Below are 23245 nucleotides of genomic sequence, written 5' to 3'. Positions count from 1 at the left end.
GGCGGTGTGCCTGCCGCCCTGAAGGAAAGTAGAGGCAACCCATGGAGTTCGAGAAGCTGTTGCGGTTGATGGTCGAGAAGGGTGCGTCCGACCTGTTCATTACCGCCGGTGTACCACCGAGCATGAAGGTGAATGGCAAGATCCTGCCGGTTACCAAAACCCCGCTGTCGCCGGAGCAAACCCGCGAAACCGTGCTGGGCGTTATGACCGAAGCGCAGCGTCGCGAGTTCGCCGAGAAGCGCGAATGCAACTTCGCCATCAGTGCGCGCGGCATTGGCCGGTTCCGGGTCAGCTCGTTCTATCAGCGTAATCTGGTGGGCATGGTGTTGCGCCGTATCGAGGTCAACATCCCGACCATGGAAGAGCTGCGGCTGCCGGACGTGCTGAAACAGCTGGCCATGACCAAGCGCGGGTTGGTGATGTTCGTGGGTGCCACCGGTACCGGCAAGTCGACCTCGCTGGCCTCAATGATCGGCTACCGCAACAAGCACTCCAGCGGGCACATCATCTCCATCGAAGATCCGATCGAATTCATTCACCAGCATCAGAACTGCATTGTTACCCAGCGCGAGGTCGGTATTGATACCGACTCGTTCGAGGTGGCGCTGAAGAACACCTTGCGTCAGGCGCCGGACGTGATTCTGATCGGTGAGGTGCGGACCAAGGAAACCATGGACCACGCGGTGGCCTTTGCCGAAACCGGGCACCTGTGTCTGGCTACCCTGCACGCCAACAACGCCAACCAGGCGCTGGACCGCATCATTCACTTCTTCCCGACCGAGATGCATCAGCAGGTCTGGATGGACCTGTCACTGAATCTCAAGGCGATTGTTGCCCAGCAGCTGATTCCCACGCCCGATGGCAAGGGGCGCCGGGCAGCCATTGAAGTGCTGCTTAATACGCCGCTGGTCGCCGACTTGATTCGCAAGGGTGAGGTGCACGAGCTCAAGCCGTTAATGGCGCGTTCCAATGAGTTGGGCATGCAGACCTTCGATCAGGCGCTCTACAAACTCTACAGTGCCGGCGAAATCACCTACGAAGATGCCCTTTTGCACGCCGATTCGGCCAACGACCTGCGCCTGATGATCAAACTGGGCTCTGAAACCGACGGTCAACATTTGATGCACGACCAGCAGAGCCACGGCCTGTCGCTGGAAGAAGAGGAAGAAGTCGCCTCGCGCACGCGGCGGTTCTGAGTTGCTGACGGTCGGCTGACTAGCCGGCCGTCGCGGTATGCAGCTGGTTGCGCCCGCCGCGCTTGGCCTCCAGCAAGGCGTGATCGGCCTGGCTGATGGTGTCGGAATAGCTGTTATTCGGGCTGTGCTGCGCGATACCGATACTGACTGTCATGCCAACCGACTCGTCCTGCACCCGGATGGTCAGGCGCTCGACAGCGGACCTTACCCGCTCCATCACCAGGGTCGCCTCGGCGGTACCGGTTTCCGGCAGCAGAATCAGGAACTCTTCTCCCCCCCAGCGACCGCACAGGTCGCTGTCCCGAATTTCGGCATCCAGCACCCGCGCCAGCTCAATCAGAGCGCCGTCGCCAACTTCGTGGCCATAACGATCATTGATGTTCTTGAAGTGGTCGACATCCAGCATGGCAATGCTGAACGGGCGCTGATAGCGGATGAAGCGCTCGGCTTCCTTCTTCAGGCGGTCTACCAGCAGGCGGCGATTACCCAGGCCGGTCAGTGCGTCGTGGGTGGAGGCTTCGCGCAGCGCCTCGTTCAGGTCGCGCATCATGTTCTGATAGCGGTCCGAGATGCGGGCCACCTTCTCCAGCTGACGCAATTGCTTGTTAAGGCGCTCGGTCAGCGACTGCTCGCGCTGCCGGGCCATGCTCTGGAATCCGTCGGAGATGTGACTGATGCGGTCGATTCGACGGGCCAGATCCTGATGGGCCGACCACAGCTCGTTCAGCGGCGCATACAGAGGACTCTGCTGGAGCTCGGTTTGCTCCAGTAGCCGTGGAATCTGCGCTTCGAGGTCCTCTTTGTTTCCTTTCATGGCGTGCTCAGGGGTGACTGATGATGTTGAAGTTGAAGGTACAGTCTTCCTTGAATTCTTCTGCCAGCTCGGCGACGCGCTCGTTCTGAGGGTCGTAGTACCAGTTGACCGCAACTTGCTTGCCGTCCTGATGGGCGGCTTCCAGCAGGTCGAAAACGTCCATCATGGCCTTCACGCTGCTGGTGTTCAGGTACAGCAGACGCAGCTCAAGGCTCAGTGGAGCGCCTGCCTGATCGAGATAGGACTCGATCCAGTCGAACACCTGCTGAAACAGGTCAAAGGAATTTTCCGGATAGGAGTCGCCGGCCATATGCAGTTGGCCGGCGTTCCAGTCGCTGCGTACTTCCGGTGTAGATTGCGAGCTGGGGATGCTGAAATCGTTCATAGGTGCTTGGCTCTTGGTTCGGTCAGATCACGGCGCGCAGGCTGAAAAAGCTGCGACCGTTGGCGACGGGCTGCAGCGAGGCCTGCAGCGGGGCACTGGATTTGCGGGCAATGTCAATCAGGCCCAGGCCCGCGCCGGAGGGGCGCTCGGCGTCGCGTGGGCGACGCAGCTGCTCCTTGTAGGCTGCCTTCAGGCCGGCCTTGTCCAGCTCTGCCAGCCGGGCAATCGAACTGACCAGATTTTCCCCGTCGGCGCTTTCGATCAGGTTGCCTGCCGACACGATATACCGTCCGCCCTCATCCCGTGATACGACCACGGTGGCGCCAGCCTCCTGCTCGTTCCAGCCCTTGGCCCGGGTGTAATGGCTGATATTCTGGGTCATTTCGATGTAGACGGCAAAAACATCCATGGCAGCGGAAGTCGGTGCGCTATCGGCGGCCAGATAGTTACGCAATGCGTTGCCGATCTCTTCGATCAGGCTGCGCGAGATGGGGCCGTTGAAGCACAGCAGGATCTGCTGGCTGTTGAATTGTTCGCGCATCGCGAACAGGTCGATATGGTCCATTACAACTCCTGTGCGGTCGGGCGTTTGCTCAGTCAAATCGGAAGCACAGCATGGTGATGTCATCGCGCTGCGGATAGTCGCCCTGATAGGCGGCCAGTGTATCGCTGAAGGCGGCACTTTGCTCGTTCAGTGGCAGACTGGCATGGCGGCGCAGCATATCGGCGAATCGGCTGTTGCCGAAACCGAACCCGCGCTCGCCGCCGGCCTGGTCAAGGAAGCCATCGGTGCACAGATAAAAGGTGCGCCCGGGCTGCAATGCAATCTGCTGGTTATGGTAGTCGCCCTGTCGCTTGTCGCCGAGCGCACGGCGCGCTCCCGGCAAGTGAGAAACCGTACCACCGTCACAGTGATACAGCGCTATCTTCGCACCGGCGAAGGTGACCTGGCGTTGCTCCAGATCAACATAGGCAAGGCCGACGTCCATATTGGTGGCAACCGACTTGGTCTCCGGCGAGTCGCTGAGCATGTGCCGGACGATCTGATCGGTACGGCGCAGGATCGCTGCCGGGTCGTGCATGCCGCAATCGTTGATGGCCTGGTCCAGCGCTGCGTGCGCCAGCATGGTCATCAGTGCGCCGGGTACGCCGTGACCGGCGCAGTCGACGACACCGAACAGGCAGTGACTTTGCTCATTGCGGAAGATGTAGAAGTCGCCGCCGACCACGTCCCGCGGGCGCCAGAGCACGGCGTGATGTTCACCGAGCGCATTGACCAGTTCGCGGTTGGGCAGGATCGAGCGCTGGATCAGGCTGGCGTAATCGATCGAGTCCTCGATCTTCTTGCGTGCCGCATGCATCTGCTGGTTGACCTGCTCCAGATCACAGGTGCGCTCCTGAACCCGTTGTTCCAGTTCCTGGGTGTGACTGCGGACCTTGGCCGCCATGATGCCGAAAGCGTCGCTCAATTCGCCGATCTCGTCGTCGCGGCCGGCCGGCATGGCAACGTCGTAGTTGCCTGCAGCCATCGCCTGCGCGCCTCGCTTGAGCTGGCGCAGCGGGCCGAGCAGCAGGCGCTCGATAGCGACCGCAAAAATCAGCACCAGCAGGATCAGCAGGGCGGCCAGCCCGATCAGCAGCGGTGTCAGCCAGGCGCTGTCGATGACTTCGGCGGTAGTCAGGTCGATGGCGTTGACTACGTACCAGTTCAGCTCAGGGATATAGGTCAGGGCCAGCAGCTCGGTGGTGCCCTGCAGCTGTACCGGCAGGGTGCGGACTCCGCCCGGGTCGGTGGCGAGCTCGGCAATGGCCGCGGCAACCGCTGCACGGTCACGTTCGCTGACCAGACTGAGCAGATTGGCGCCGCTGCCCTTGTTGGCGTCGGCACCCGAGTTGAGGGCGATCAGGCTGCGATCGCTGTGCGCCTGGATGGCACCGTCGGCGTCGATGATCATCGGGGTGACGCCCGGATCATCGCTGGTGATGAAGTCGCGAATGAAGGTGGACAGATCCAGCCCGGATCCCGCCAGCGCCAGCACGCTGCCGTCGTCATCCTTGACCACCATGTTGAGCCAGACCTTGGTGGTGTCCAGCTCGGGGTTGGTGTCGACGTTGATGTTGTAGTTATCCGTGTTGCGCAGGGTGCTGAAGAACCAGCTGTCGGCGTCGGATTCGGGATTGAGGATATAGCGTGGCTCGGTACTGGGGGGCTGGTCGCCGCCGTTGAAGTAGTAACCGAGGTTATCCAGACGGCCGATAAAGTAGGCATGGTCGCGGAAGTCGGCTCGGTACAGCTCCGCTTCACGGAAGAACAGATCAGCCTTGGCCGGATCATCCGGATCAAGCAGCCACTGACGGGTCACCGCAGAATTGGCGAAGCGCAACGACAGCGCCAGCTCGCGGCTGATCGGCGCGCTGATCTTTTCCCGGCTCAGCAGCGTCGCATTGCGCGCATAGGCCTCGCCGAAGTGTTCATGAATGCCGTTGAGTACCGACCAGCCGATCAGGCCGGCAGGTACCAGTGCCAGCAGGCAGGCCAGCACCAGGGCCAGCAGTGATTTGCCACGCAAGCCGAATGCGGCCATGCCAGGGCTCCTTCCAATCGCTTAGTGTTGTGTCATGCGCGGCGTTCGACCGGCTTTCGGGTCAATGGGTCTGATATACCAGCTTTCCGCCGTACAGTGTGTGGGTGACGGCCACCGGCGCACCTTTGCCGATGAACGGGCAGTTGGCCCCGCGGGACAGCCAGTTGCGGCCGATTTCGCAGGCCTGAGCCGGGTCGAACAGGGTGATGTCGGCAGCGCCACCCAGCGACAGCTGGCCGGCTGACAGTCCGAGCGCAGCGGCCGGTCCGGTGGTGACCCGGGACAGCGCTGCCGGCATTTCCAGCAGGCCGTCGGCCACCAGCGTCATGGTCAGCGGCAGAAGGATCTCGACGCTGCTGATGCCCGGTGCCGAGGCGGCAAAGGGCACCCGCTTGGCTTCGGCTTCGTGCGGCTGATGATGCGATGCGATGGCCTGCACCACGCCGCTCTGCACGGCTTGGCGCAGAGCACGCCGGTCGTCGGCAGAGCGCAGCGGAGGCATGACGTGCAGCTGGCTGGAGAAGCCGGTCAGGTCCTCGTCGCAGAGCAGCAGTTGGTAAGCGGCAACATCGGCGGTCACCGGCAGGCCGCGGGCCTGGGCGTCGGCCAGCATATCCATCGCCCGGGCGCTGGTCAGGCCGCTGAAGTGGGCGCGTACACCAGTCTGTTCGATCAGCAGCAGGTCACGGGCCAGGGCAACGGTTTCAGCGCTTTCCGGAATGCCCACCAAACCCAGCCGTGAGGCCGTCGGACCCTCATGGGCCATGCCGCCTTCGGCCAGGTCGGCATCCTGCGGGGTGAAAATGATGGTCAGGCCGAAGGTCGCCGCATATTCGAGCGCGCGGCGCAGAATACGGTTGCTCCCCATCGGGCGCAGCCCTTGGGTAAAGGCGACACAGCCGGCGTCGCGCAGGGCGACCAGTTCACTCAGTTGCTCGCCCTCCAGTCCCTTGGTCAGGGCGCCGATGGGCAGGACGCGGGCGTTGCCGGCAGCCTGGCTGCGATCCAGAATCAGCTCGGCCACGGCCGGGGTGTCCAGCACCGGGCGGCTGTCCGGCGGGCAGCACAGGGTGGTCACGCCACCGGCGGCGGCGGCACGGGTCTCGCTGGCGATACTGCCCTTGCGACTGTAGCCGGGCTCGCGCAGGGAAACGTTGAGGTCCACCAGGCCCGGGCAGGCAATCAGGCCGCGGGCGTCAATGCGCTGGTTGGGGCTGAAGCCCTCGGGGGCAGCGCCGAGGGCCAGAATGTGGCCGGCGGCGATATGCAGATCGGTAATTTCATCAAACTGGCTGGCGGGGTCGATCACCCGGGCGCCTTCAATCGTCAGTCGCATGGTTCAGTTCGCTTCCTGGTTGAGCTGGCGCTGGGTGGTTTGTCCGGTCATGGCCATCGACATGACGGCCATGCGCACGGCGATGCCGTAGGTCACCTGCTTGAGAATCACCGATTGCGGGCCGTCGGCGACTTCCGATTCGATTTCGACGCCGCGGTTGATCGGGCCCGGGTGCATGACCAGCGCATCGGGCTTGGCCAGCGCGAGAGTCTCGCGGGTCAGGCCGTAGAGTTTGTAGAACTCGCTCTCGCTGGGCAGCAGGCCGCTCTGCATGCGCTCCTTCTGCAGGCGCAGCATGATGACCACGTCGACGTCGCGCAGCCCGACACGCAGATCGTTGAAGACCCGTACGCCGTACTGGTCGATGCCTTCGGGTAGCAGGGTGCGTGGGGCGATCACGCGGATATCCGGGCAGCCAAGGGTTTTCAGGGCGAGCATATTGGAGCGCGCGACCCGCGAATGCAGGATGTCGCCGACGATGGCGACCGAAAGGTTCTCGAAGTCGCCGCGGTGGCGACGGATGGTCAGCATGTCGAGCATCGCCTGGGTCGGGTGCGCGTGGTTGCCGTCGCCGGCGTTGATCACGGCGACGTCCGGGCAGACCCGCTCGGCGATAAAGTGCGCCGCGCCGGAATCGCCGTGACGCACCACGAACATGTCGGCCGCCATCGCCTCCAGATTCTGCAGGGTGTCGTAGAGGGTTTCGCCCTTGCTGGTCGACGAGGTCGAGATATTCAGGTTGAGTACGTCGGCCGACAGCCGCTTGGCCGCCAGCTCGAAGGTGGTGCGGGTCCGGGTCGAGTTCTCGAAGAACACGTTGCAGACCGTCTTGCCGCGCAGCAGCGGGACCTTTTTGACCGCACGTTCACCGACTTCGAGGAAGGAGTCGGCGGTATCGAGCAGTTCGGTCAGCAGCTCGCGCGATAGCCCTTCAATGGTCAGGAAGTGGCGCAGCTGGCCCTGTTGGTTGAGTTGCAGGTGATGCGGCGTCAGGCTCATGGCGATCTCAATTGGTGGCGGCGTCGGTCAGGGTCAGGTGCAGCGGGGCGGGTCCGGTCAATTTTACCCGCTGGCCTTCTGTCAGGGCCAGAGTGGCGCCAAGGATGTCGGCGCGGATCGGCAGCTGGCGGGCGTCGACGTCGATCAGGGTGACCAGGGTTACCGAGGCCGGGCGGCCGTAATCGAACAGTTCGTTGAGCGCGGCGCGGATGGTGCGTCCGGTCATCAGCACGTCGTCGACCAGAATGATGTGACGGTCGTCGACACCGAACGGCAGCTCGGACGGGCGTACCCGTTGCGGCAGGCCGTGCTGCTCGAAGTCATCGCGGTAGAAGGCGATATCCAGCGTGCCCATCGGCGCCTCGGGTGCGACGGCAGCATGCAGGGCATCGGCAACCCAGACACCGCCGGTATGAATGCCGACAAAGGCCGGGTCGCTGATCTGCCGCGCGTCCAGATGGGCGCGCAACTGGTCGGCCATGCTGCTCAGCAGGCTGTCGACCGCGGGAAGTGTACTCATGGTGTCTCCTTGCTCTGGCCGCTCAGCCAGGTCTGCAGCAGCAGGGCGGCGGCGAGGCTGTCGACCGGGTCATCCCGGTAGCTGCTCGGTGTGCGTCCCTGCGACTTGAGGTGTTGTTTGGCTTCAAAGGTACTAAGGCGCTCGTCGACGGTCTCGACCGGCAGTTGAAAACGGCCGTTCAGGCGGCGGGCGAAGCGAGCGGCACGTTCGCTCATATCGCTGGCGCTGCCGTCCATGTTCAGGGGCAGACCGACGACCAGGACGTTCGGCTCCCACTCGCGAATCAGTCGGGCGATCTGCTCCCAGTCCGGCACGCCGTCACGGGCGCGCAGGTTGGTCAGTGGCTCGGCGCTGCCGGTCAGGGTCTGGCCGACGGCAACGCCGATCTGCCGGGTGCCGTAGTCGAATGCCATGGCGCGGCGATGGGCGGTCGGCATCAGGCGTGGCCCGCCTGGCTGGTCAGCAGGCTCCAGTCCACCCCGAGCGAGCGTGCGGCGGCGGTCAGGCGCTGCTCCCAGGGCAAATTGAACAGGATGCCGTGATCGGCCGGGCAGCTCAGCCAGACGTTTTCGGCCAGCTCCTGCTCCAGCTGGCCGGCACCCCAGCCGGCGTAGCCAAGGGTAATCAGCACTCGATCCGGGCCATCGCCCCGCGCCATGGCGCTGAGAATGTCGCGCGATGTGGTCAGCTTCAGCGGGCCGAGATCCACGCTCGACTCCCAGTTGCGCTCACCGTCGTGCAGCACGAAACCGCGCTCGGTTTCCACCGGGCCGCCATTGAGTACGGTGACGTCGATACCCGCGGTAACATCTGGCGCCAGCTGGTCGAGCAGATCACTGAGGTTGAGTTCGCTTGGCTGGTTGACTATCAGGCCCATGGCGCCTTCCGGGCTGTGCTCGCAAAGGTAGATGAGGCTGTGATCGAAACGCGGATCAGCCATATGCGGCATGGCGATCAGGAAATGGTGGGTGAGGTTGCTCGGTGTCGTCTGCATAATGCCCATAGTATTGGGTCGAAGGCCGGGCAGGGCAAGGACCGAATTGCCGGTCTGGCCGCTGGTTTTCCGGTCAGAAACTGGATACCCGGTCGCCCGGCTCGAAGCGCCAGGTGCGAATGATCTCCAGCACGTCGATATCCATCAGGTCGCCGGTAAAGGGCATGAAGGGCGCGGCCAAGCGTACGATGCGCATGGCGGCCTGATCCAGAACCTGTTCACCGGAGGACTCGAGGATCTGCACATCGCGCAGGGTGCCGTCGCGGTTGATCTGCACCAGCAGGCGCAGGCTGCCGTAGATGCGGTTGGCTCGGGCTTGCGCCGGATAGTTGAGGTTGCCGACCTGCTCTACCTTGCGCCGCCAGGCATCCTTGTAGAACGCCCCCTTGTCCTGCATGGTCGATGCGGCATTGAGGCGCAGGATGCGCGGCCGTCTGGCGTAGGCCTGTCGCTCCTCGGCGAGCTGGGCTTCCAGGCTGGCGATTTCGCGTGACAGATCATTCATGTCGAAGCGCAGTTGCGCTGCGGGTGCCGGCAGCGGCTTCGGGCTGGGCGGTGCGGTGGTTACCCGCTGCTGACTCGGCGCGGTAGTCGTCACCGTCTTTTGCTGCACCGGCGCGGGCGGCGGCGCGCTGACCTGCGGCGGCGGGCTGATCCGGTTGATTTCGCTGTCCTGGAAGGGAGCTTCCTCGGTGGTGCTGGGGGCAGCCTTTTCTTCGAGTGTACCGCTGCCCTGCTGGTTCATCTGGGCGAGGTAGTCGGCGTCCTCGGGGGGCGCTTCGCTTTGCTGGGTGGCCAGGGTGATTTCGAGGCTTTTCGACAGCTCGCTGGGGGTCGGGATATCGAAAGTAATGCCAAGGATGACCAAAGCGTGCAGGACCGCAGCCAGAAACAGGGTGAAGCCGAGACGGTCACGGGAGGTGACGGTCGGCGGGCTGTTGCTGGCAAGGGGCGGTGCTGCGTTGTTCATGCGATCCATGTGCTGGGTGCTGTCACTGTCCGGTGAAGTCTGCCCGCGGTGGCCGCAAAAGTCCATGTGCTGCGTCACGCCGCCGAATCTTGCTGTCCGGCGGCGTGAGGGCGGTCAGCGGGCCTGCAGCAGTTCCTCGATGGCATCCATCAGGCGGCCGCCGATATCGGTATCGTAGGCGGCGTCGATCTCTCGGATGCAGGTCGGGCTGGTCACGTTGATCTCGGTGAGATAATCGCCGATGACATCCAGGCCGACAAACAACAGCCCGCGTTCGCGCAGCGCAGGGCCGACCTGCTCGGCGATCCAGCGGTCGCGCTCGGTTAACGGACGCGCCTCGCCACGGCCGCCGGCGGCCAGGTTGCCACGGGTTTCGCCCTGCTGGGGGATGCGTGCAAGGCAGTAGGGCACCGGCTCGCCCTTGATCATCAGGATGCGCTTGTCGCCATCCTTGATCTCCGGCAGGTAGCGTTGAGCCATGATCTGCTGGGTGCCATGCACGGTCAGGGTCTCGATGATGACGCTCAGGTTGGGGTCGCCCTCCCTTATACGGAAAATCATGGAGCCGCCCATCCCGTCGAGCGGTTTGAGAATAACGTCACGGTGCCGGGTGGCGAATTCGCGGAGAATGTCCGCGCGGCGGGTCACGATGTGATCCGGTGCACATTGCGGGAACTGGGTGGCGAACAGTTTCTCGTTGCAGTCGCGCAGACTGGCCGGGCGGTTGACGATCAGTACACCGTCGCGCTCAGCCGCTGCCAGGATGTGTGTCGCGTAGAGGAATTCGTTGTCGAATGGCGGATCCTTGCGCATCAGGATCACATCAAGGGAGTCCAGCGGGGCCTGTTGCTGTTCGCCCAGGTCATACCAGTGATCCGGGTTGGCGTGTACCTGGAGCGGACGAAGGCAGCCCATGGCCTTGCCGTTGGCGAGGTAGAGGTCCTGGGGCTCCATGTAGAGGAGCTCCCAGTCGCGGGCGGCGGCGGCCAGCAGCATGGCCAGAGAACTGTCCTTTTTGTATTGGATCGCGCTGATGGGATCCATGACGATACCGAGGCGAATGCGCATAGAATGTGTGCTTTCCTGGCTGTTTCGGAAGGGAGTCGAGTGTAGCGCCAGACGGTCTGCGCAGCCAGTGCGGACAGGAGTGCAATGTTGTCTCGGTGGCGCTTCTGCTTTATAGATTGACCGCCGAATCTATGCTAAAAGTACGCGGAAAGGGAATTGGCTGGTCGAGGGGTGCCGCGCAGCAGCCTTCTGAATCGACCCTCCATCAATAACAAAGGCTGGTCTTATGGAAGAAAATTTCGAAAGCCTCAAAGTCATGGTGATTGATGACAGCAAGACGATCAGACGCACGGCCGAGACCCTGCTGAAGAAGGTCGGCTGTAATGTAATCACGGCGGTTGACGGCTTTGACGCGCTGGCCAAGATTGCCGACAACCACCCGGACATCATCTTTGTCGACATCATGATGCCGCGCCTTGACGGCTATCAGACCTGTGCCCTGATCAAGAACAACAGTGCCTTCCGGGCGACACCGGTGATCATGCTGTCCAGCAAGGACGGTCTGTTTGACAAGGCCAAGGGCCGGATCGTCGGTTCCGATCAATACCTGACCAAACCGTTCAGCAAGGAAGAGCTGCTGGGAGCCATCCGCGCTCATGTCCCGCAGGGCGGTCATGTTGCGGGCGCCGCTGGCGCCTGAGCACTAACTCATTCGAAGAACAACCCGGGGGAGTCTGATGGCTCGCATTTTGGTAGTAGATGATTCGCCGACCGAGCTGTACAAGCTGACCGGCATGCTGGAGAAACACGGTTACGAGGTCCTCAAGGCCGAGAACGGTGCCGATGGGGTGGCGCTGGCCCGGCAGGAAAAGCCCGACGCGGTACTGATGGATATCGTCATGCCGGGGCTCAACGGTTTTCAGGCGACGCGCCAACTGACCAAGGATCCCGAAACCAATCATATTCCGGTCATCATCGTGACTACCAAGGATCAGGAAACCGACAAGGTTTGGGGTACCCGGCAGGGCGCCAAGGACTATCTGACCAAGCCGGTAGATGAGTCCACCCTGATCAAGACGCTGAAAACCGTGCTCGGCAGCTAGTTACCGGCGCCTTCTGTGCCGGATAAGAATGAGAACAGGGACGGCATGTCAGACACTCAACATCCTTTTGAACTGCTGCAGCAACTCGCTGACCAGTGCCGCCTGCAGGCGGCCGGCCTTCCATCGCAGGATGAGGTCAGCGAAACCTGGAGTGGTGTCGGCTTTCGCCTTGCCGGTCACGTCATGCTGGCCGCAATGGGCGAAATCACCGAAATTCTTCACGAACCGCGCTACACCGCACTGCCCAGGGTCAAGGCCTGGGTTCGGGGCGTGGCGAACGTGCGTGGACGCCTGTTACCGATCATCGATCTGAGCCGTTTCTTTGGTGTGGCTGCCAGTGGCGGGCGTAAGCAGCGCCGGGTGCTGGTGCTGGACCGTGACGATCTGTTTGTCGGTCTGCTGGTGGATGAAGTGCTGGGGATGCAGCACCTGCCGGTCAGTACCTTCAGTACCGAGCTGCCGGAGCTGGAGCCGCGTGTGCGGCCCTATGTTGTTGGGGGATACCAGGGCGAGCGTGAAGCGCTGGTGTTCAATTTTCGCGCACTGGCACGTGATCAGGATTTTCTCGATGTAGCCATCTGATCGGAATTGGCGCTACCGGTGCTGAACGCCGGTCGCGCCGGAGCATGTTAGCCAGAAAAAAGCCGTAGGCCAGGTAGGGGCCAGTAAAATGAAGATACTTGATACACAGACGCTGTCTTCCTTGCGAAGCAACCGGACGGTACTTGGCCTGGGTGCCATTCTGCTGCTGTCGCTGGTGTTGCTGATCGCCAACTTCCTGTACCTGAATACGCAGAGCTCCCGTGATACCGAATACATTGGTCACGCCGGCGAGCTGCGGGTTCTGTCCCAGCAGATCTCCAAGTCGGCAACCGAAGCTGCCACCGGTACGCCGGAAGCCTTCGGTCTGTTGCTCAGCGCGCGTAACGACTTCCAGCAACGCTGGGACTATCTGGTCAAGGGTGACGCCGCCTCCGGTTTGCCACCGATGCCGGCCAGCATGGCCGGGCAGCAGGCCCAGTTGCAGGCTGACTGGGACAAGGTGCGTCGCAATGCCGACGCGATTCTCGCCAGTCAGGGCACGGTTCTGTCGCTGCACGAAGTTGCTGCAACCCTGTCCGATACCGTGCCGCAGCTGCAGGTCGAGTATGAAGATGTGGTAGACGTGCTGATCGCCAGCAATGCGCCGGCCGATCAGGTCGCTATTGCCCAGCGCCAGTCACTGCTGGCCGAGCGGATTCTTGGTTCGGTGAACCGGGTACTGGAAGGTGACGAAGACGCGGTGATGGCGGCCGACAGCTTCGGGCGTGACGCCAGCCTGTTCGGGCGCGTACTGCAGGGCATGATCGAGGGTAACGCCAGTATCGGGATAACCCGGGTGGCGGATGCAGACGCCGCCAGCCGGCTGCAGGAAATCCAGTCACTGTTCCGCTATGTGTCCGATTCGGTTGACCAGATTCTGCTGACTTCCCCTGAGCTGTATCAGGTACGTACCGCCGCCAACGATATCTTTACCGACTCGCAGTCGCTGCTGGAGACTGCATCCAGTCTGGCTCAGGCTTTTGAAGCCAATGCCGATGGACGCGTTGCCAACACCATCCTGGGTTACGTGCTGGCCGCCATCGCGCTGACCTGTTTGCTGTTGATCGGTATCCAGCTGACCCGCGACACCCGTTTGCGTCTGGACGAGACGCTGGAAAAAACCCAGCGCGACCAGGCCGCGATTCTGCGACTGCTCGACGAGATCGGCGATCTCGCCGACGGTGACCTGACGGCCCAGGCGACGGTAACCGAAGACTTTACCGGTGCGATTGCCGACTCCATCAACGAGTCTATCGACCAGCTGCGTGCGCTGGTAGGCACCATCAACCATACCGCCCAGCAGGTAGAGCGCGCCGCGCAGGAGACCCAGGGCACAGCGATGCATCTGGCCGAAGCCTCCGAGCACCAGGCACAGGAAATTGCCGGCGCCTCGGCGGCGGTAAACGAAATGGCGGTCTCCATTGACCAGGTATCGGCCAACGCCTCCGAGTCGGCCGCGGTAGCGGAGCGCTCGGTAGCCATCGCCAACAAGGGTAACGAGGTGGTGCAGAACACCATCGTGGGCATGGATACCATTCGCGAGCAGATTCAGGACACCTCCAAGCGGATCAAGCGTCTTGGTGAGTCGTCCCAGGAGATTGGTGACATCGTCAGCCTGATTAACGATATTGCCGACCAGACCAACATTCTGGCTCTGAACGCGGCGATCCAGGCCTCCATGGCCGGTGACGCCGGTCGAGGCTTCGCGGTGGTTGCGGACGAAGTTCAGCGCCTCGCAGAACGTTCCTCCGGTGCGACCAAGCAGATCGAAGCGCTGGTTAAAACCATTCAGACCGATACCAACGAAGCGGTTATCTCGATGGAGCAGACCACCTCTGAGGTGGTACGTGGTGCACGCCTGGCTCAGGACGCGGGTGTGGCCCTGGAAGAGATCGAAAAGGTATCGACCAGTCTGGCGGCGTTGATTCAGAACATCTCCAACGCAGCACGTCAGCAGGCGTCGTCCGCTGGTCACATTTCCAACACCATGAACGTGATTCAGGAAATTACCTCGCAGACGTCTGCCGGTACGACCGCGACCGCTCGCAGCATTGGCGAGTTGGCGAAACTGGCCGAGGCGATGCGTCAGTCGGTCGATGGTTTCACCTTGCCGCAGCAGGGCGACTAAGCTGATACGGGTGGCACCCGGTGCCACCCGAGGACGCTGAGTACGAGGGGCTTACGTGCAGACAACGCAAAACTGGTCGTTGCAACCGCTGCCGGAAATGGATGGGCAGCAGTTTCGTCAGTGGCAAACGCTGCTGGAGGCGCGTACGGGCGTGTGCGTCAGCGACCAGCGCAAGACCTTTCTGCAGACCAGCCTGGGCGCGCGCATGCGCGAGCTCAACCTGGCCGACTATCAGACCTACTTCGAGTACGTCACCAACGGCGCTGCTGGCGCCGTCGAGTGGTCGGGACTGATCGAGCGTCTGACCGTGCGCGAAACCAGCTTCATGCGCCATCGCCCGTCCTTCGAAGCGGTAGGGCGCCACCTCGACCTGCTGCTCAAGGGGCGCGACAAGGAGCGGCCGCTGCAGCTCTGGAGTGTGGGCTGCGCCAGCGGCGAAGAGGCCTACTCGATGGCCATCATGGTCGAGCAGAGCCTGCGCCGGGCAGGTGGTCATCCGGGCGGCTACGGGATCTGGGCAACCGATATCAGCCACAAGGCGCTGGAGCAGGGGCGTACTGCCGTGTATCCGGGCGCCCGGCTGGGCGGACTCAACGAACGTGAGCGTCGGGAGTGGCTGCAGCCGCTGGCCAACGACCGTTATGAAGTGGCCTATGCCCTGCGTGATCGGGTCTGTTTTGCCCGCGTCAATATTCTTGAACTGGCCCAGGCTCCGATTCAGGACCTGGATATCATTTTCTGCCAGAACCTGCTCATCTACTTCCGTCGCTGGCGTCGTCGCGACCTGCTGAACCTGCTCGCCAGACGGCTGGCTCCAGGTGGCATGCTGGTTATCGGACTGGGTGAAATCGTGGACTGGAACAACCCGCTGCTTGAGCGTCTGCCTGATGATCAGGTGCAGGCCTATGTGCGGCGGGAAAGCAACGGACGTCTGGAGTGAATATGGGTGATCGGCATGATTATGTCGCGCTTGACTGGGTCAAGGGCGAGATATCCGAAACGCTGAATCAGGCGCGTCAGGCGCTTGAAGCCTTTGTCGAAAATCCCGAGGACTCGACCCGGTTGCGCTTTTGCCTGACCTATATCCATCAGGTTCATGGCACGCTGCAGATGGTCGAGTTCTATGGCGCAGCTCTGCTCGCCGAGGAAATGGAGCAGCTCGCCCAGGCGCTGATGAATGGCTCGGCCAGCCGCGAGGGCGAGGCACTGGAAGTCTTGATGCAGGCCATCCTGCAGATGCCGGCGTACTTGGATCGGGTGCAGAGCGCGCGACGTGACCTGCCGATGGTACTGCTGCCACTGCTCAACGACATGCGCACCGCCCGTGGCGACAAGCTGCTGTCCGAGAATGCGGTTTTCAGTCCGGCGCTGGACGGTGCAGAGTCCGCGTCTCGCGGTGCCGCTGTCGCCGATTTGAGTGATGAAGCCAGTGTGCGCCAGCTGCGCAAGCTGCGACAGGCGCTGCAGATGGCGCAGGCCAATGTGATCCGTGGCCAGGATGTGCCCCAGAATAGCCGGCACTTGCGCAATGTGTTTGTGCGTCTTGAGGCGCTGTGTGCGGATGCCCCCTATGCCCAGCTCTGGTCGATTTTTGCCGGCGTTGCCGAAGGTCTGGAAATCGGCAGCATCGACAACAGCGCGGCGGTGCGCCAATTGCTGCGCCAGGCTGATCAGGAGCTGCGTCAGTTGATGGCGCGGGGTGCGACGGCGCTGCAAAGCGCTCCACCCCGTGAGTTGCTGCGCAACCTGCTGTTTTATGTTGCCAAGAGTGCCGACGGCAGCCCCCGGCTGGATGCGCTCAAGGAGCGTTATCAGCTCAAGGGCAGCTGGAGCGAAGAGCAGCGCGGCGCCGGTGATCGGCTGGTCGGTCCGGATCGTGAGGCCATGCAGTCGGTCGCACTGGCGCTGGGCGAAGAGCTTATGCAGGTCAAGGATCAGCTCGACCTGTTCGTACGCAGTGATCGTCGTGACCTGACCGCTCTGGAAGGCATGTTGCCGGTGATGAAGCGCATTGCCGACACGCTGGCGATGCTGGGGCTTGGTCAGCCGCGGCGGGTGCTGACCGAGCAGATCGAACAGGTCATGCGGTTGGCGTCGGGCCAGTCGGCGATCACCGATGCAGCCCTGATGGATGTGGCCGGTGGTATGCTCTACGTGGAAGCCAGTCTGCAGGGCATTCTGGGCGTTGACCGCAGTGATCAGGACGGTGCTGCCGACAGCGATATGCAGGGGCTTGCTGCAGCGCAGGATATCGCGCTGGTCCATCAACTGGTGGTGCAGGAAGCGCGTAACGCGCTGGAAGAGACCCGCGAATCGATCAATGCCTTCATTGCCAATCAGTGGGATCACAGCCAGCTGGCCCCTGTCGATGCCCTGCTTACCAGCGTGCGCGGCGGTCTGGCCATGGTGCCGCTGGCCCGCGCAGCCGCGGCGATAGCGGCGTGCCGTCGCTATATCACCGAACAGCTGATTGGCCGCTCTCTGGTGCCGGACTGGCCCGCGCTGGACGCGTTGGCTGACGTCATCACCAGCATTGACTACTACCTCGAACGCCTGGCCGAGGACGATAGCGGTCGCGGTGACAGCATTTTGGATGTCGCAGAGGAGCGTCTTGGCCTGTTGGGCTATCACCCGCAGAACCTGCCCGAAGAGGAGGTCGCCGAGCAACCGGCGTCGGTCGAGGACGCGGAAGAGGCCGAATCCGAGGTGTCGATATCGGATGAACCGCTTGCCGAGGCAGCCGAGCAGATGCAGCCTGCAGAGCCAGAGCCAGAGCCAGAGCCAGAGCCAGAGCCAGAGCCAGAGCCAGAGCCAGAACTGCAACCGGTGGCGCCGCCCAGCCCGCCGCCGGCGGCGGAAGAAGACGAGCTTGATGAAGAACTGGTAGAGATCTTCGTCGAAGAGGCCGGGGAAGTACTGGAAACCCTGGCCGAGTATACGCCCCAATGGCAGGCCGATCTTGAGGATGACAAGGCGCTGGCCGAGGTGCGGCGTGCCTTCCACACGCTCAAGGGCAGTGGCCGCATGGTGCGTGCAGGGGTTCTGGCCGAGCTGGCCTGGGCCGTAGAGAACATGCTCAATCGCGTGCTGGATCGCAGCATCGAAGCCGATGGTGCCCTTTTCCAGGTGGTGAATGCCGTTCGCGGACTGATGCCGCGACTGGTAGAGGACTTTGCCGCAGGTCGGCAGCAGGCGTTGCCGGAGGTCGGGCGCCTGACGGCTCAGGCCGAGGCGTTGGCCCGGGGTGAGGCGTTGCCGGACGCGGGCCCGCCGGCTGCCGATGTCGGCATAGCCAGTGAAGATGCGGCTGAAACGCTTGACCCGATGGTCTCCGCAGACACACTGAATGCCGAAGCCGAAGCCGAAGCCGAAGCCGAAGCCGAAGCCGAAGCCGAAGCCGAAGCCGAAGCCGAAGCCGAAGCCGAAGCCGAAGCCGAAGCCGAAGCCGAAGCCGAAGCCGAAGCCGAAGCCGAAGCCGAAGCCGAAGCCGAAGCCGAAGCCGAAGCCGAAGCCGAAGCCGAAGCCGAAGCCGAAGCCGAAGCCGAAGCCGAAGCCGAAGCCGAAGCCGAAGCCGAAGCCGAAGCCGAAGCCGAAGCCGAAGCCGAAGCCGAAGCCGAAGCCGAAGCCGAAGCCGAAGCCGAAGCCGAAGCCGAAGCCGAAGCCATTGAGCTGGTCGATCTGAGCGAGTTCGAACTGCCGGAGCTTGAAGAGTCCGCAGCGCCGGAAGACGACGCCTTCACCTCGCTTGATGATGAGCCGGTGTTGGATGACGCCGAGCACACCTCCAGCCTTGACCAGGCACCGCGGGCCGTCTCCGAGCCAGGCGATCGCGAGGCAGTCGAGCTGACGAATGAGATCGAGCCGGACGAGTCCGTCGGCGCCATCGACGAGTCGGCCGGGGATGAAGAGGCTCCTGTTTGGTCGAGCGCAGCTGACAGTGACGGACTGGGCGTTGTGGCTTCGGAGCCCGAGCCTGAACACGAAGCAACTGGCGGCATGGATCCGGTGTTGCTGGATATCTTCCGTAACGAAACCCGTAACCATATCGATCAGATCAACGCCTACCTGCGTGAGTGCCACGAATACGGCACGCCGCGCGCGCTGAGCGATGCATTGCAGCGTGCCCTGCATACACTCAAGGGCAGTGCCCACATGGCGGGCATTCAACCGATTGCTCTATTGGCTACGCCGCTGGAAAAACTGACCAAGGATTTCAAGGCCAACCTGGTGCCTGCCGATCAGGCGCTGGTCGAGCTGCTGGGTGATGCCGTGGCCCTGTTCGAGGCCGGGCTTGAGCAACTGGTGCAGGCGCCGCAGGCACCGTTGCCTGGCACCGATGCCTTCCTGCGGCGGATCGAGCAACTACGCGAGCAGGGCCTGAGTGCCCGTGACAGCGGCCGCACCGATCTGGATCGGGCGGCCGGTGCGGATCTGATGTCGATTTTCCTGACCGAGGGCATCGATCTATTGCTCGACGTCAGTGACGATCTCAACATGCGCTCTGCCGGCAGCACGCCGGAATTCGACAGCGGCGAGCTGGCTGCCAGCCTGCGTGCCCTGGCCGAGGTGGCAGCGGAGGTCGAGCTGGCGCCACTTGAGCGTCTGGCCGATACCCTTGAGCAGGTACACGAGCGGCTTGGGGCCGGTACGCTGGCGCTGGACGAGGCGGTACTGGATGCACTGGCAGCGGCCCATGAGCGGCTGATCAGCATGATGGATCAGGTTGCTGCCCATCAGCACCTGTTGCCGGCTGATGCCGAGCTGCGCGCGCTGCAGGTATTGATCCCCGGGGCGCTGGCTGAACAGCCGGCCACGGCTCCGGCGTCCGCGCCGGCAGCTCCGGCAGGCGGCAGCTGGAGCCTGAGTGAAGCGGGTACCGATGCCGAACTGGTTGATATCTTCCTCGAGGAAGCGCAGGAAATCATCGACAGCGCCGCAGCCAGCTTGCAGCAGTGGATTGCCGACCCCGGTAACACGCTGGCAGTGGAAGCATTGCAGCGTGATCTGCATACCCTCAAGGGCGGTGCGCGTATGGCCGAGATTCGCCCGGTAGGCGATCTGGCCCATGAAATGGAGTTTGTCTACGAAGGTCTGTGCGACCAGCGCTATGAGCCCAGCGATGGTCTGATTGCGTTGCTGCACGCCTGCCATGATGCCCTCGCCGAGATGATTGAGGGGGTGGTCGCGTCCAGGCCGATCAGTGATGGCGCAGCGCTGATCGCTGCGATCAATGGTTTCCGCAAGAATCCGAATACCGTACCGACCCTGCCGGATAACGAGGCGGTGGCCAGCCCGCAGCCGGAAGAAAGGCCGCTGGAGTCGCCTGTTGCATCGCCGATGCAGGGCATGCTCGGCATGTTTGTCGAGGAAGCCCGCGAGCTTCTGGCTCCCTGCGACGGGTTGTTTGCGGCGAAGGACAACGACGCCGCCGCTGCGGCGAATCTGCTGCATCGTGTGCAGACCCTCAAGGGCAGTGCGCGCCTGGCTGGTCAACATGCCCTGGCCGAGCAGGCCAAGCGCCTGGAAGGGGCGCTGATAGATGGCTCAGCGCAGGCATCCGAACTGGCTGCTCTGCATGGTGCCGTTGCAGACCTTGCTCCCGAGGCGGAGGAGCCGGCGTCTTTGCCTGCATCAGCGCCAGCAAGTTCACCGGTGACGTCGCCCGTTGCATCCGCGCCCCAGCGCGATGTTCCGGCAGCGCCCGCAGAAGGTATGTCGCTCGCCGAGGTTAACGCAGTCCTGAAGCAGGCGATGGAGTCTTCAGGCCCGACAAGCGCCGACAGCAGCAAGCGCGCGGCTGCGCAGGAAAGTGTCAAGGTTTCTGCTGCGCTGCTGGAGGAACTGGTCAACCTGGCGGGTGAAACGTCTATCTTCCGCGGCCGTATCGAGCAGCAGGTCACCGACGTTGCGCAGATCCTCGAAGACGTGGAAAGCACCATCGACCGGGTACGTGATCAGCTGCGCCGTCTGGACATGGAGACCCAGGCGCAGATTCTGTCGCGCCACCAGGATCAGATGGGGCCTGGCTATGAGGACTTCGACCCGCTGGAAATGGACCAGTATTCCCAGCTCCAGCAGCTGTCGCGCTCGCTGTTCGAGTCCGCGTCCGACTTGCTCGACCTGAAGGAAACCCTGGCCACCCGCAGTCGTGACGCCGAAACCCTGCTGCTGCAGCAGGCGCGGGTCAATACCGAGCTGCAGGAAGGTCTGATGCGCACCCGCATGGTGCCGTTCGAGCGGCTGGTGCCGCGTTTGCGTCGGGTGGTGCGTCAGGTTGCCAGCGAGCTGGGCAAGCAGGTCGATATTGTCATTGGCAACGCCGAAGGCGAAATGGATCGCAGTGTTCTGGAGCGCATGATCGGGCCGCTCGAACACATGCTGCGCAACGCGGTGGACCACGGTATTGAAGCGCCCGCGCAGCGTGAGGCTGTGGGTAAGGCGCGTGAGGGCCGAATCCGTCTGGACCTGCAACGTGAGGGCGGCGAGATTGTGCTGACCCTGCAGGATGACGGCGCCGGTATCAATCTCGAAGCGGTGCGCCGCAAGGCGATCGAGCGCGGGCTGATGGATGCCGACACCGAGCTGACCGATCAGGAAGTGCTGCAGTACATCCTTGAGGCGGGCTTCTCCACGGCAGAGAAGGTGACCCAGATTTCCGGCCGCGGTGTGGGCATGGATGTGGTCAACGCCGAGGTCAAGCAGCTTGGCGGGAGCATGACGCTGACTACCGAGCCGGGCAACGGTTCGACCTTCACCATCCGACTGCCGTTTACCGTGTCGGTCAACCGGGCGCTGATGGTCTATTCCGGCGAAGATCTCTACGCCATTCCACTGAACACCATCGAGGGTATTGTGCGGGTCTCCGGTTATGAGCTGGAGGCGTACTACGCGCCGGATGCACCGCCGTTCGAGTATGCCGGCAAAACCTATGATCTGCGCTATCTCGGTGACCTGCTGGTGACCGGGCAGCAGCCCAAGCTGTCCGGTCACAGTCTGCCCTTGCCGGTGATTCTGGTCCGCGGTGCCGAGCACAGCGTTGCGGTTCAGGTGGACGCGCTGGCCGGCTCGCGCGAGATCGTGGTGAAGAACCTCGGCAAGCAGTTTGCGGTAGTGCCGGGTATTTCCGGTGCGACCATTCTGGGTGACGGCCGCGTGGTGGTGATTCTTGATCTGCTGGCGGTGATCCGTGCCCAGCAGGCGCAGCAGGCCCAACTGCAGCTTGCCGCCGAGCGCGCCGCGCTGGTTGGCGAGTATGAAGAGGAACGGCCGACGCTGGTGATGGTCGTCGACGATTCGATCACTGTGCGCAAGGTGACCAGCCGTCTGCTCGAGCGTAATGGCATGGAGGTGGTTACCGCCAAGGATGGGGTCGAGGCCATTGCCAAGCTCCAGGACATCACCCCCGACATCATGCTGCTGGACATCGAGATGCCGCGCATGGACGGCTTCGAGGTGGCCACACTGGTTCGTCACGATCCGCGTCTTGAGAAGCTGCCAATCGTGATGATCACCTCGCGGACCGGCGAGAAGCACCGTGAAAGGGCGCTCGGCATCGGCGTGAATGTCTATCTGGGCAAGCCTTATCAGGAGTCCCAGCTGCTCGAGGTGATCGATCAACTGGTAGAGAGTGGTGACTGATCAGGCACCCGGGATCGCGCTGCTGGCCTGTGATGCGGGCCAGCGTCAGCAACTGGTACAGGTGCTGAGTACCTTCGGCTACCGCATTGTGTCTGCCGAGGACCCTGCGTCACTGCAGCCCGAGGATCTGGCCCAAATCAAGGTCGATGCCTGGCTGCTTGAGCTGGCGGATGAGTCGCCGCTTACCGAGTGGCTGCTCGAGCACAGCGATGTGCCGGTGTTGCTGGGTGCTGGCGAGATTCCTGCCGCTGATTGCGAGGACTATCCGCGTTGGCAATGCCGGTTGTATGGCAAGCTGCAGCCGCTACTGGGCACGCCGGCTCAGGGCCAGGCTCCTTCGCTTGCGGCGCCACCGACGCCAAACCCGGAGGCGCATCCAATCTGCGTCTGGGTGCTGGGCGCCTCCCTGGGTGGGCCGTCAGCAGTGAAGCGCTTTCTCGACACGCTGCCGGCGAGTCTGCCGCTCGCTTTTGTCTACGCCCAGCATATTGATCCCGGATTCGAGCAGCAGCTACCCCAAGTGATTGGCCGGCAGAACGACTGGAAAATACTCAACTGCCGGCCGGGCAGCCGATTGCAGGCCGGCGAAGTGCTGGTTGTGCCCATCAACCGGCAACTGGGTTTTGCCGAGGATGGCACCCTGGCCGTCAGTGACGAGCCCTGGCCCGGCCCTTATCAGCCGTCGATAGAAACGGTACTGGAGCTGGTTTCCCGGCAATTCGGGCCGGCGTGCGGGGCGATTATTTTCAGCGGTATGGGCGAGGATGGTGTTGCTGCCTGCGGACGTCTGCGTCAGCAGGGCAGCGAGGTCTGGACCCAGGATACCGTCAGCGCTGCCTGTGCGACCATGCCGAGCGCGGTTCTCGATGCCGGCTTCAGCCACCGCCAGGGCTCTCCCGAGGAACTGGCAGCTGCGCTGGAGCGCTGGCTGGCAAGGGAATGGTCGGCAGCAAGCTGAGCACTAACTTTGATCATCTTGAGGAAATG

19 protein-coding genes are annotated in these 23245 nt (G+C 62.9%); 8 read left to right on the top strand and 11 right to left on the bottom strand.

Annotation, left to right across the window (positions count from 1 at the left end; genetic code table 11):
* Positions 1 to 41: 41 nt before the first annotated feature.
* Positions 42 to 1196 (top strand): PilT/PilU family type 4a pilus ATPase, encoded by a 1155-nt coding sequence (locus ACZ5WQ_RS12890; RefSeq protein WP_088276052.1) that lies wholly within the window; start codon positions 42 to 44, stop codon positions 1194 to 1196.
* Positions 1197 to 1215: 19 nt separating this feature from the next.
* Here the strand turns inward: ACZ5WQ_RS12890 and siaD are convergent, their stop codons facing one another.
* The 11 genes from siaD to gshB form a co-directional block, all read right to left on the bottom strand.
* Complete coding sequence (gene siaD / locus ACZ5WQ_RS12885; protein WP_088276053.1) at positions 1216 to 2010, bottom strand: biofilm regulation diguanylate cyclase SiaD; 795 nt, start codon at positions 2008 to 2010, stop codon at positions 1216 to 1218.
* 7 nt (positions 2011 to 2017) lie between these two features.
* The gene (gene siaC / locus ACZ5WQ_RS12880) at positions 2018 to 2395 is read right to left on the bottom strand and encodes a biofilm regulation phosphoprotein SiaC (protein ID WP_088276054.1); all 378 of its coding nucleotides are present in this window, start codon (positions 2393 to 2395) and stop codon (positions 2018 to 2020) included.
* Between the two features lie 22 nt (positions 2396 to 2417).
* A complete protein-coding gene (gene siaB, locus ACZ5WQ_RS12875) occupies positions 2418 to 2960 on the bottom strand; it encodes a biofilm regulation protein kinase SiaB (protein WP_088276055.1) in 543 nt (180 codons plus the stop codon).
* Positions 2961 to 2988: 28 nt separating this feature from the next.
* Positions 2989 to 4980 carry a biofilm regulation protein phosphatase SiaA gene (siaA, locus tag ACZ5WQ_RS12870; protein ID WP_088276056.1) on the bottom strand — a complete coding sequence of 664 codons (1992 nt, stop codon included), beginning with the start codon at positions 4978 to 4980 and terminating at the stop codon, positions 2989 to 2991.
* Between the two features lie 61 nt (positions 4981 to 5041).
* On the bottom strand, positions 5042 to 6316 hold the full coding sequence (locus ACZ5WQ_RS12865) for a dihydroorotase (RefSeq protein WP_088276057.1): 1275 nt from the start codon (positions 6314 to 6316) through the stop codon (positions 5042 to 5044).
* A gap of 3 nt (positions 6317 to 6319) precedes the next feature.
* Positions 6320 to 7315, bottom strand: coding sequence for an aspartate carbamoyltransferase catalytic subunit (locus ACZ5WQ_RS12860; RefSeq protein WP_088276058.1), 996 nt, complete (start codon positions 7313 to 7315; stop codon positions 6320 to 6322).
* A 7-nt stretch (positions 7316 to 7322) separates the two neighbouring features.
* On the bottom strand, positions 7323 to 7835 hold the full coding sequence (pyrR, locus tag ACZ5WQ_RS12855; protein ID WP_228247092.1) for a bifunctional pyr operon transcriptional regulator/uracil phosphoribosyltransferase PyrR: 513 nt from the start codon (positions 7833 to 7835) through the stop codon (positions 7323 to 7325).
* Positions 7832 to 8272 carry a Holliday junction resolvase RuvX gene (ruvX, locus tag ACZ5WQ_RS12850; RefSeq protein ID WP_088276060.1) on the bottom strand — a complete coding sequence of 147 codons (441 nt, stop codon included), beginning with the start codon at positions 8270 to 8272 and terminating at the stop codon, positions 7832 to 7834. The genes pyrR and ruvX overlap by 4 nt, the downstream gene beginning before the upstream one ends.
* Positions 8272 to 8832 (bottom strand): YqgE/AlgH family protein, encoded by a 561-nt coding sequence (locus ACZ5WQ_RS12845; RefSeq protein ID WP_228247145.1) that lies wholly within the window; start codon positions 8830 to 8832, stop codon positions 8272 to 8274. Before ACZ5WQ_RS12845 ends, ruvX begins: the two co-directional genes overlap by 1 nt.
* A gap of 70 nt (positions 8833 to 8902) precedes the next feature.
* Positions 8903 to 9799: an energy transducer TonB gene (locus tag ACZ5WQ_RS12840; RefSeq protein ID WP_269688675.1), complete on the bottom strand. Its 897-nt coding sequence runs from the start codon at positions 9797 to 9799 to the stop codon at positions 8903 to 8905.
* Positions 9800 to 9913: 114 nt separating this feature from the next.
* A complete protein-coding gene (gene gshB, locus ACZ5WQ_RS12835; RefSeq protein WP_464382436.1) occupies positions 9914 to 10867 on the bottom strand; it encodes a glutathione synthase in 954 nt (317 codons plus the stop codon).
* Between the two features lie 226 nt (positions 10868 to 11093).
* Between gshB and ACZ5WQ_RS12830 the strand changes: the two genes are divergently transcribed.
* The 7 genes from ACZ5WQ_RS12830 to ACZ5WQ_RS12800 all read left to right on the top strand — a co-directional run bounded on the left by ACZ5WQ_RS12830 (position 11094) and on the right by ACZ5WQ_RS12800 (position 23216).
* Positions 11094 to 11507, top strand: coding sequence for a response regulator (locus ACZ5WQ_RS12830; protein ID WP_088276063.1), 414 nt, complete (start codon positions 11094 to 11096; stop codon positions 11505 to 11507).
* 37 nt (positions 11508 to 11544) lie between these two features.
* Entirely contained in the window at positions 11545 to 11910 is a 366-nt protein-coding gene (gene pilH / locus ACZ5WQ_RS12825) for a twitching motility response regulator PilH (protein ID WP_088276064.1), read from the top strand.
* 45 nt (positions 11911 to 11955) lie between these two features.
* The gene (locus tag ACZ5WQ_RS12820) at positions 11956 to 12492 is read left to right on the top strand and encodes a chemotaxis protein CheW (protein ID WP_088276065.1); all 537 of its coding nucleotides are present in this window, start codon (positions 11956 to 11958) and stop codon (positions 12490 to 12492) included.
* Between the two features lie 88 nt (positions 12493 to 12580).
* The gene (locus tag ACZ5WQ_RS12815) at positions 12581 to 14620 is read left to right on the top strand and encodes a methyl-accepting chemotaxis protein (protein ID WP_464382435.1); all 2040 of its coding nucleotides are present in this window, start codon (positions 12581 to 12583) and stop codon (positions 14618 to 14620) included.
* Positions 14621 to 14675: 55 nt separating this feature from the next.
* On the top strand, positions 14676 to 15560 hold the full coding sequence (locus ACZ5WQ_RS12810; RefSeq protein ID WP_464382434.1) for a CheR family methyltransferase: 885 nt from the start codon (positions 14676 to 14678) through the stop codon (positions 15558 to 15560).
* 2 nt (positions 15561 to 15562) lie between these two features.
* Entirely contained in the window at positions 15563 to 22258 is a 6696-nt protein-coding gene (locus ACZ5WQ_RS12805) for a hybrid sensor histidine kinase/response regulator (protein ID WP_464382433.1), read from the top strand.
* Positions 22251 to 23216 (top strand): chemotaxis protein CheB, encoded by a 966-nt coding sequence (locus ACZ5WQ_RS12800; RefSeq protein ID WP_464382432.1) that lies wholly within the window; start codon positions 22251 to 22253, stop codon positions 23214 to 23216. The genes ACZ5WQ_RS12805 and ACZ5WQ_RS12800 overlap by 8 nt, the downstream gene beginning before the upstream one ends.
* The last annotated feature ends 29 nt before the right edge of the window (positions 23217 to 23245 follow it).

The sequence above is a fragment of the Halopseudomonas sp. T1L2 genome (genome assembly GCF_055397385.1).
This window is presented reverse-complemented; position numbering and strand designations above follow the sequence as displayed.

Bases quoted from the DNA above. Each gene is read 5' to 3' on its own strand.
- ruvX (WP_088276060.1), bottom strand. From the start codon at position 8,272: ATGCCGACCGCCCATCGCCGCGCCATGGCATTCGACTACGGCACCCGG.
- siaA (WP_088276056.1), bottom strand. From the start codon at position 4,980: ATGGCCGCATTCGGCTTGCGTGGCAAATCACTGCTGGCCCTGGTGCTG.
- ACZ5WQ_RS12840 (WP_269688675.1), bottom strand. From the start codon at position 9,799: ATGAACAACGCAGCACCGCCCCTTGCCAGCAACAGCCCGCCGACCGTC.
- siaC (WP_088276054.1), bottom strand. From the start codon at position 2,395: ATGAACGATTTCAGCATCCCCAGCTCGCAATCTACACCGGAAGTACGC.
- ACZ5WQ_RS12865 (WP_088276057.1), bottom strand. From the start codon at position 6,316: ATGCGACTGACGATTGAAGGCGCCCGGGTGATCGACCCCGCCAGCCAG.
- siaB (WP_088276055.1), bottom strand. From the start codon at position 2,960: ATGGACCATATCGACCTGTTCGCGATGCGCGAACAATTCAACAGCCAG.
- ACZ5WQ_RS12815 (WP_464382435.1), top strand. From the start codon at position 12,581: ATGAAGATACTTGATACACAGACGCTGTCTTCCTTGCGAAGCAACCGG.
- pyrR (WP_228247092.1), bottom strand. From the start codon at position 7,835: ATGAGTACACTTCCCGCGGTCGACAGCCTGCTGAGCAGCATGGCCGAC.
- siaD (WP_088276053.1), bottom strand. From the start codon at position 2,010: ATGAAAGGAAACAAAGAGGACCTCGAAGCGCAGATTCCACGGCTACTG.
- gshB (WP_464382436.1), bottom strand. From the start codon at position 10,867: ATGCGCATTCGCCTCGGTATCGTCATGGATCCCATCAGCGCGATCCAA.
- ACZ5WQ_RS12805 (WP_464382433.1), top strand. From the start codon at position 15,563: ATGGGTGATCGGCATGATTATGTCGCGCTTGACTGGGTCAAGGGCGAG.
- ACZ5WQ_RS12820 (WP_088276065.1), top strand. From the start codon at position 11,956: ATGTCAGACACTCAACATCCTTTTGAACTGCTGCAGCAACTCGCTGAC.
- ACZ5WQ_RS12830 (WP_088276063.1), top strand. From the start codon at position 11,094: ATGGAAGAAAATTTCGAAAGCCTCAAAGTCATGGTGATTGATGACAGC.
- ACZ5WQ_RS12890 (WP_088276052.1), top strand. From the start codon at position 42: ATGGAGTTCGAGAAGCTGTTGCGGTTGATGGTCGAGAAGGGTGCGTCC.
- pilH (WP_088276064.1), top strand. From the start codon at position 11,545: ATGGCTCGCATTTTGGTAGTAGATGATTCGCCGACCGAGCTGTACAAG.
- ACZ5WQ_RS12860 (WP_088276058.1), bottom strand. From the start codon at position 7,315: ATGAGCCTGACGCCGCATCACCTGCAACTCAACCAACAGGGCCAGCTG.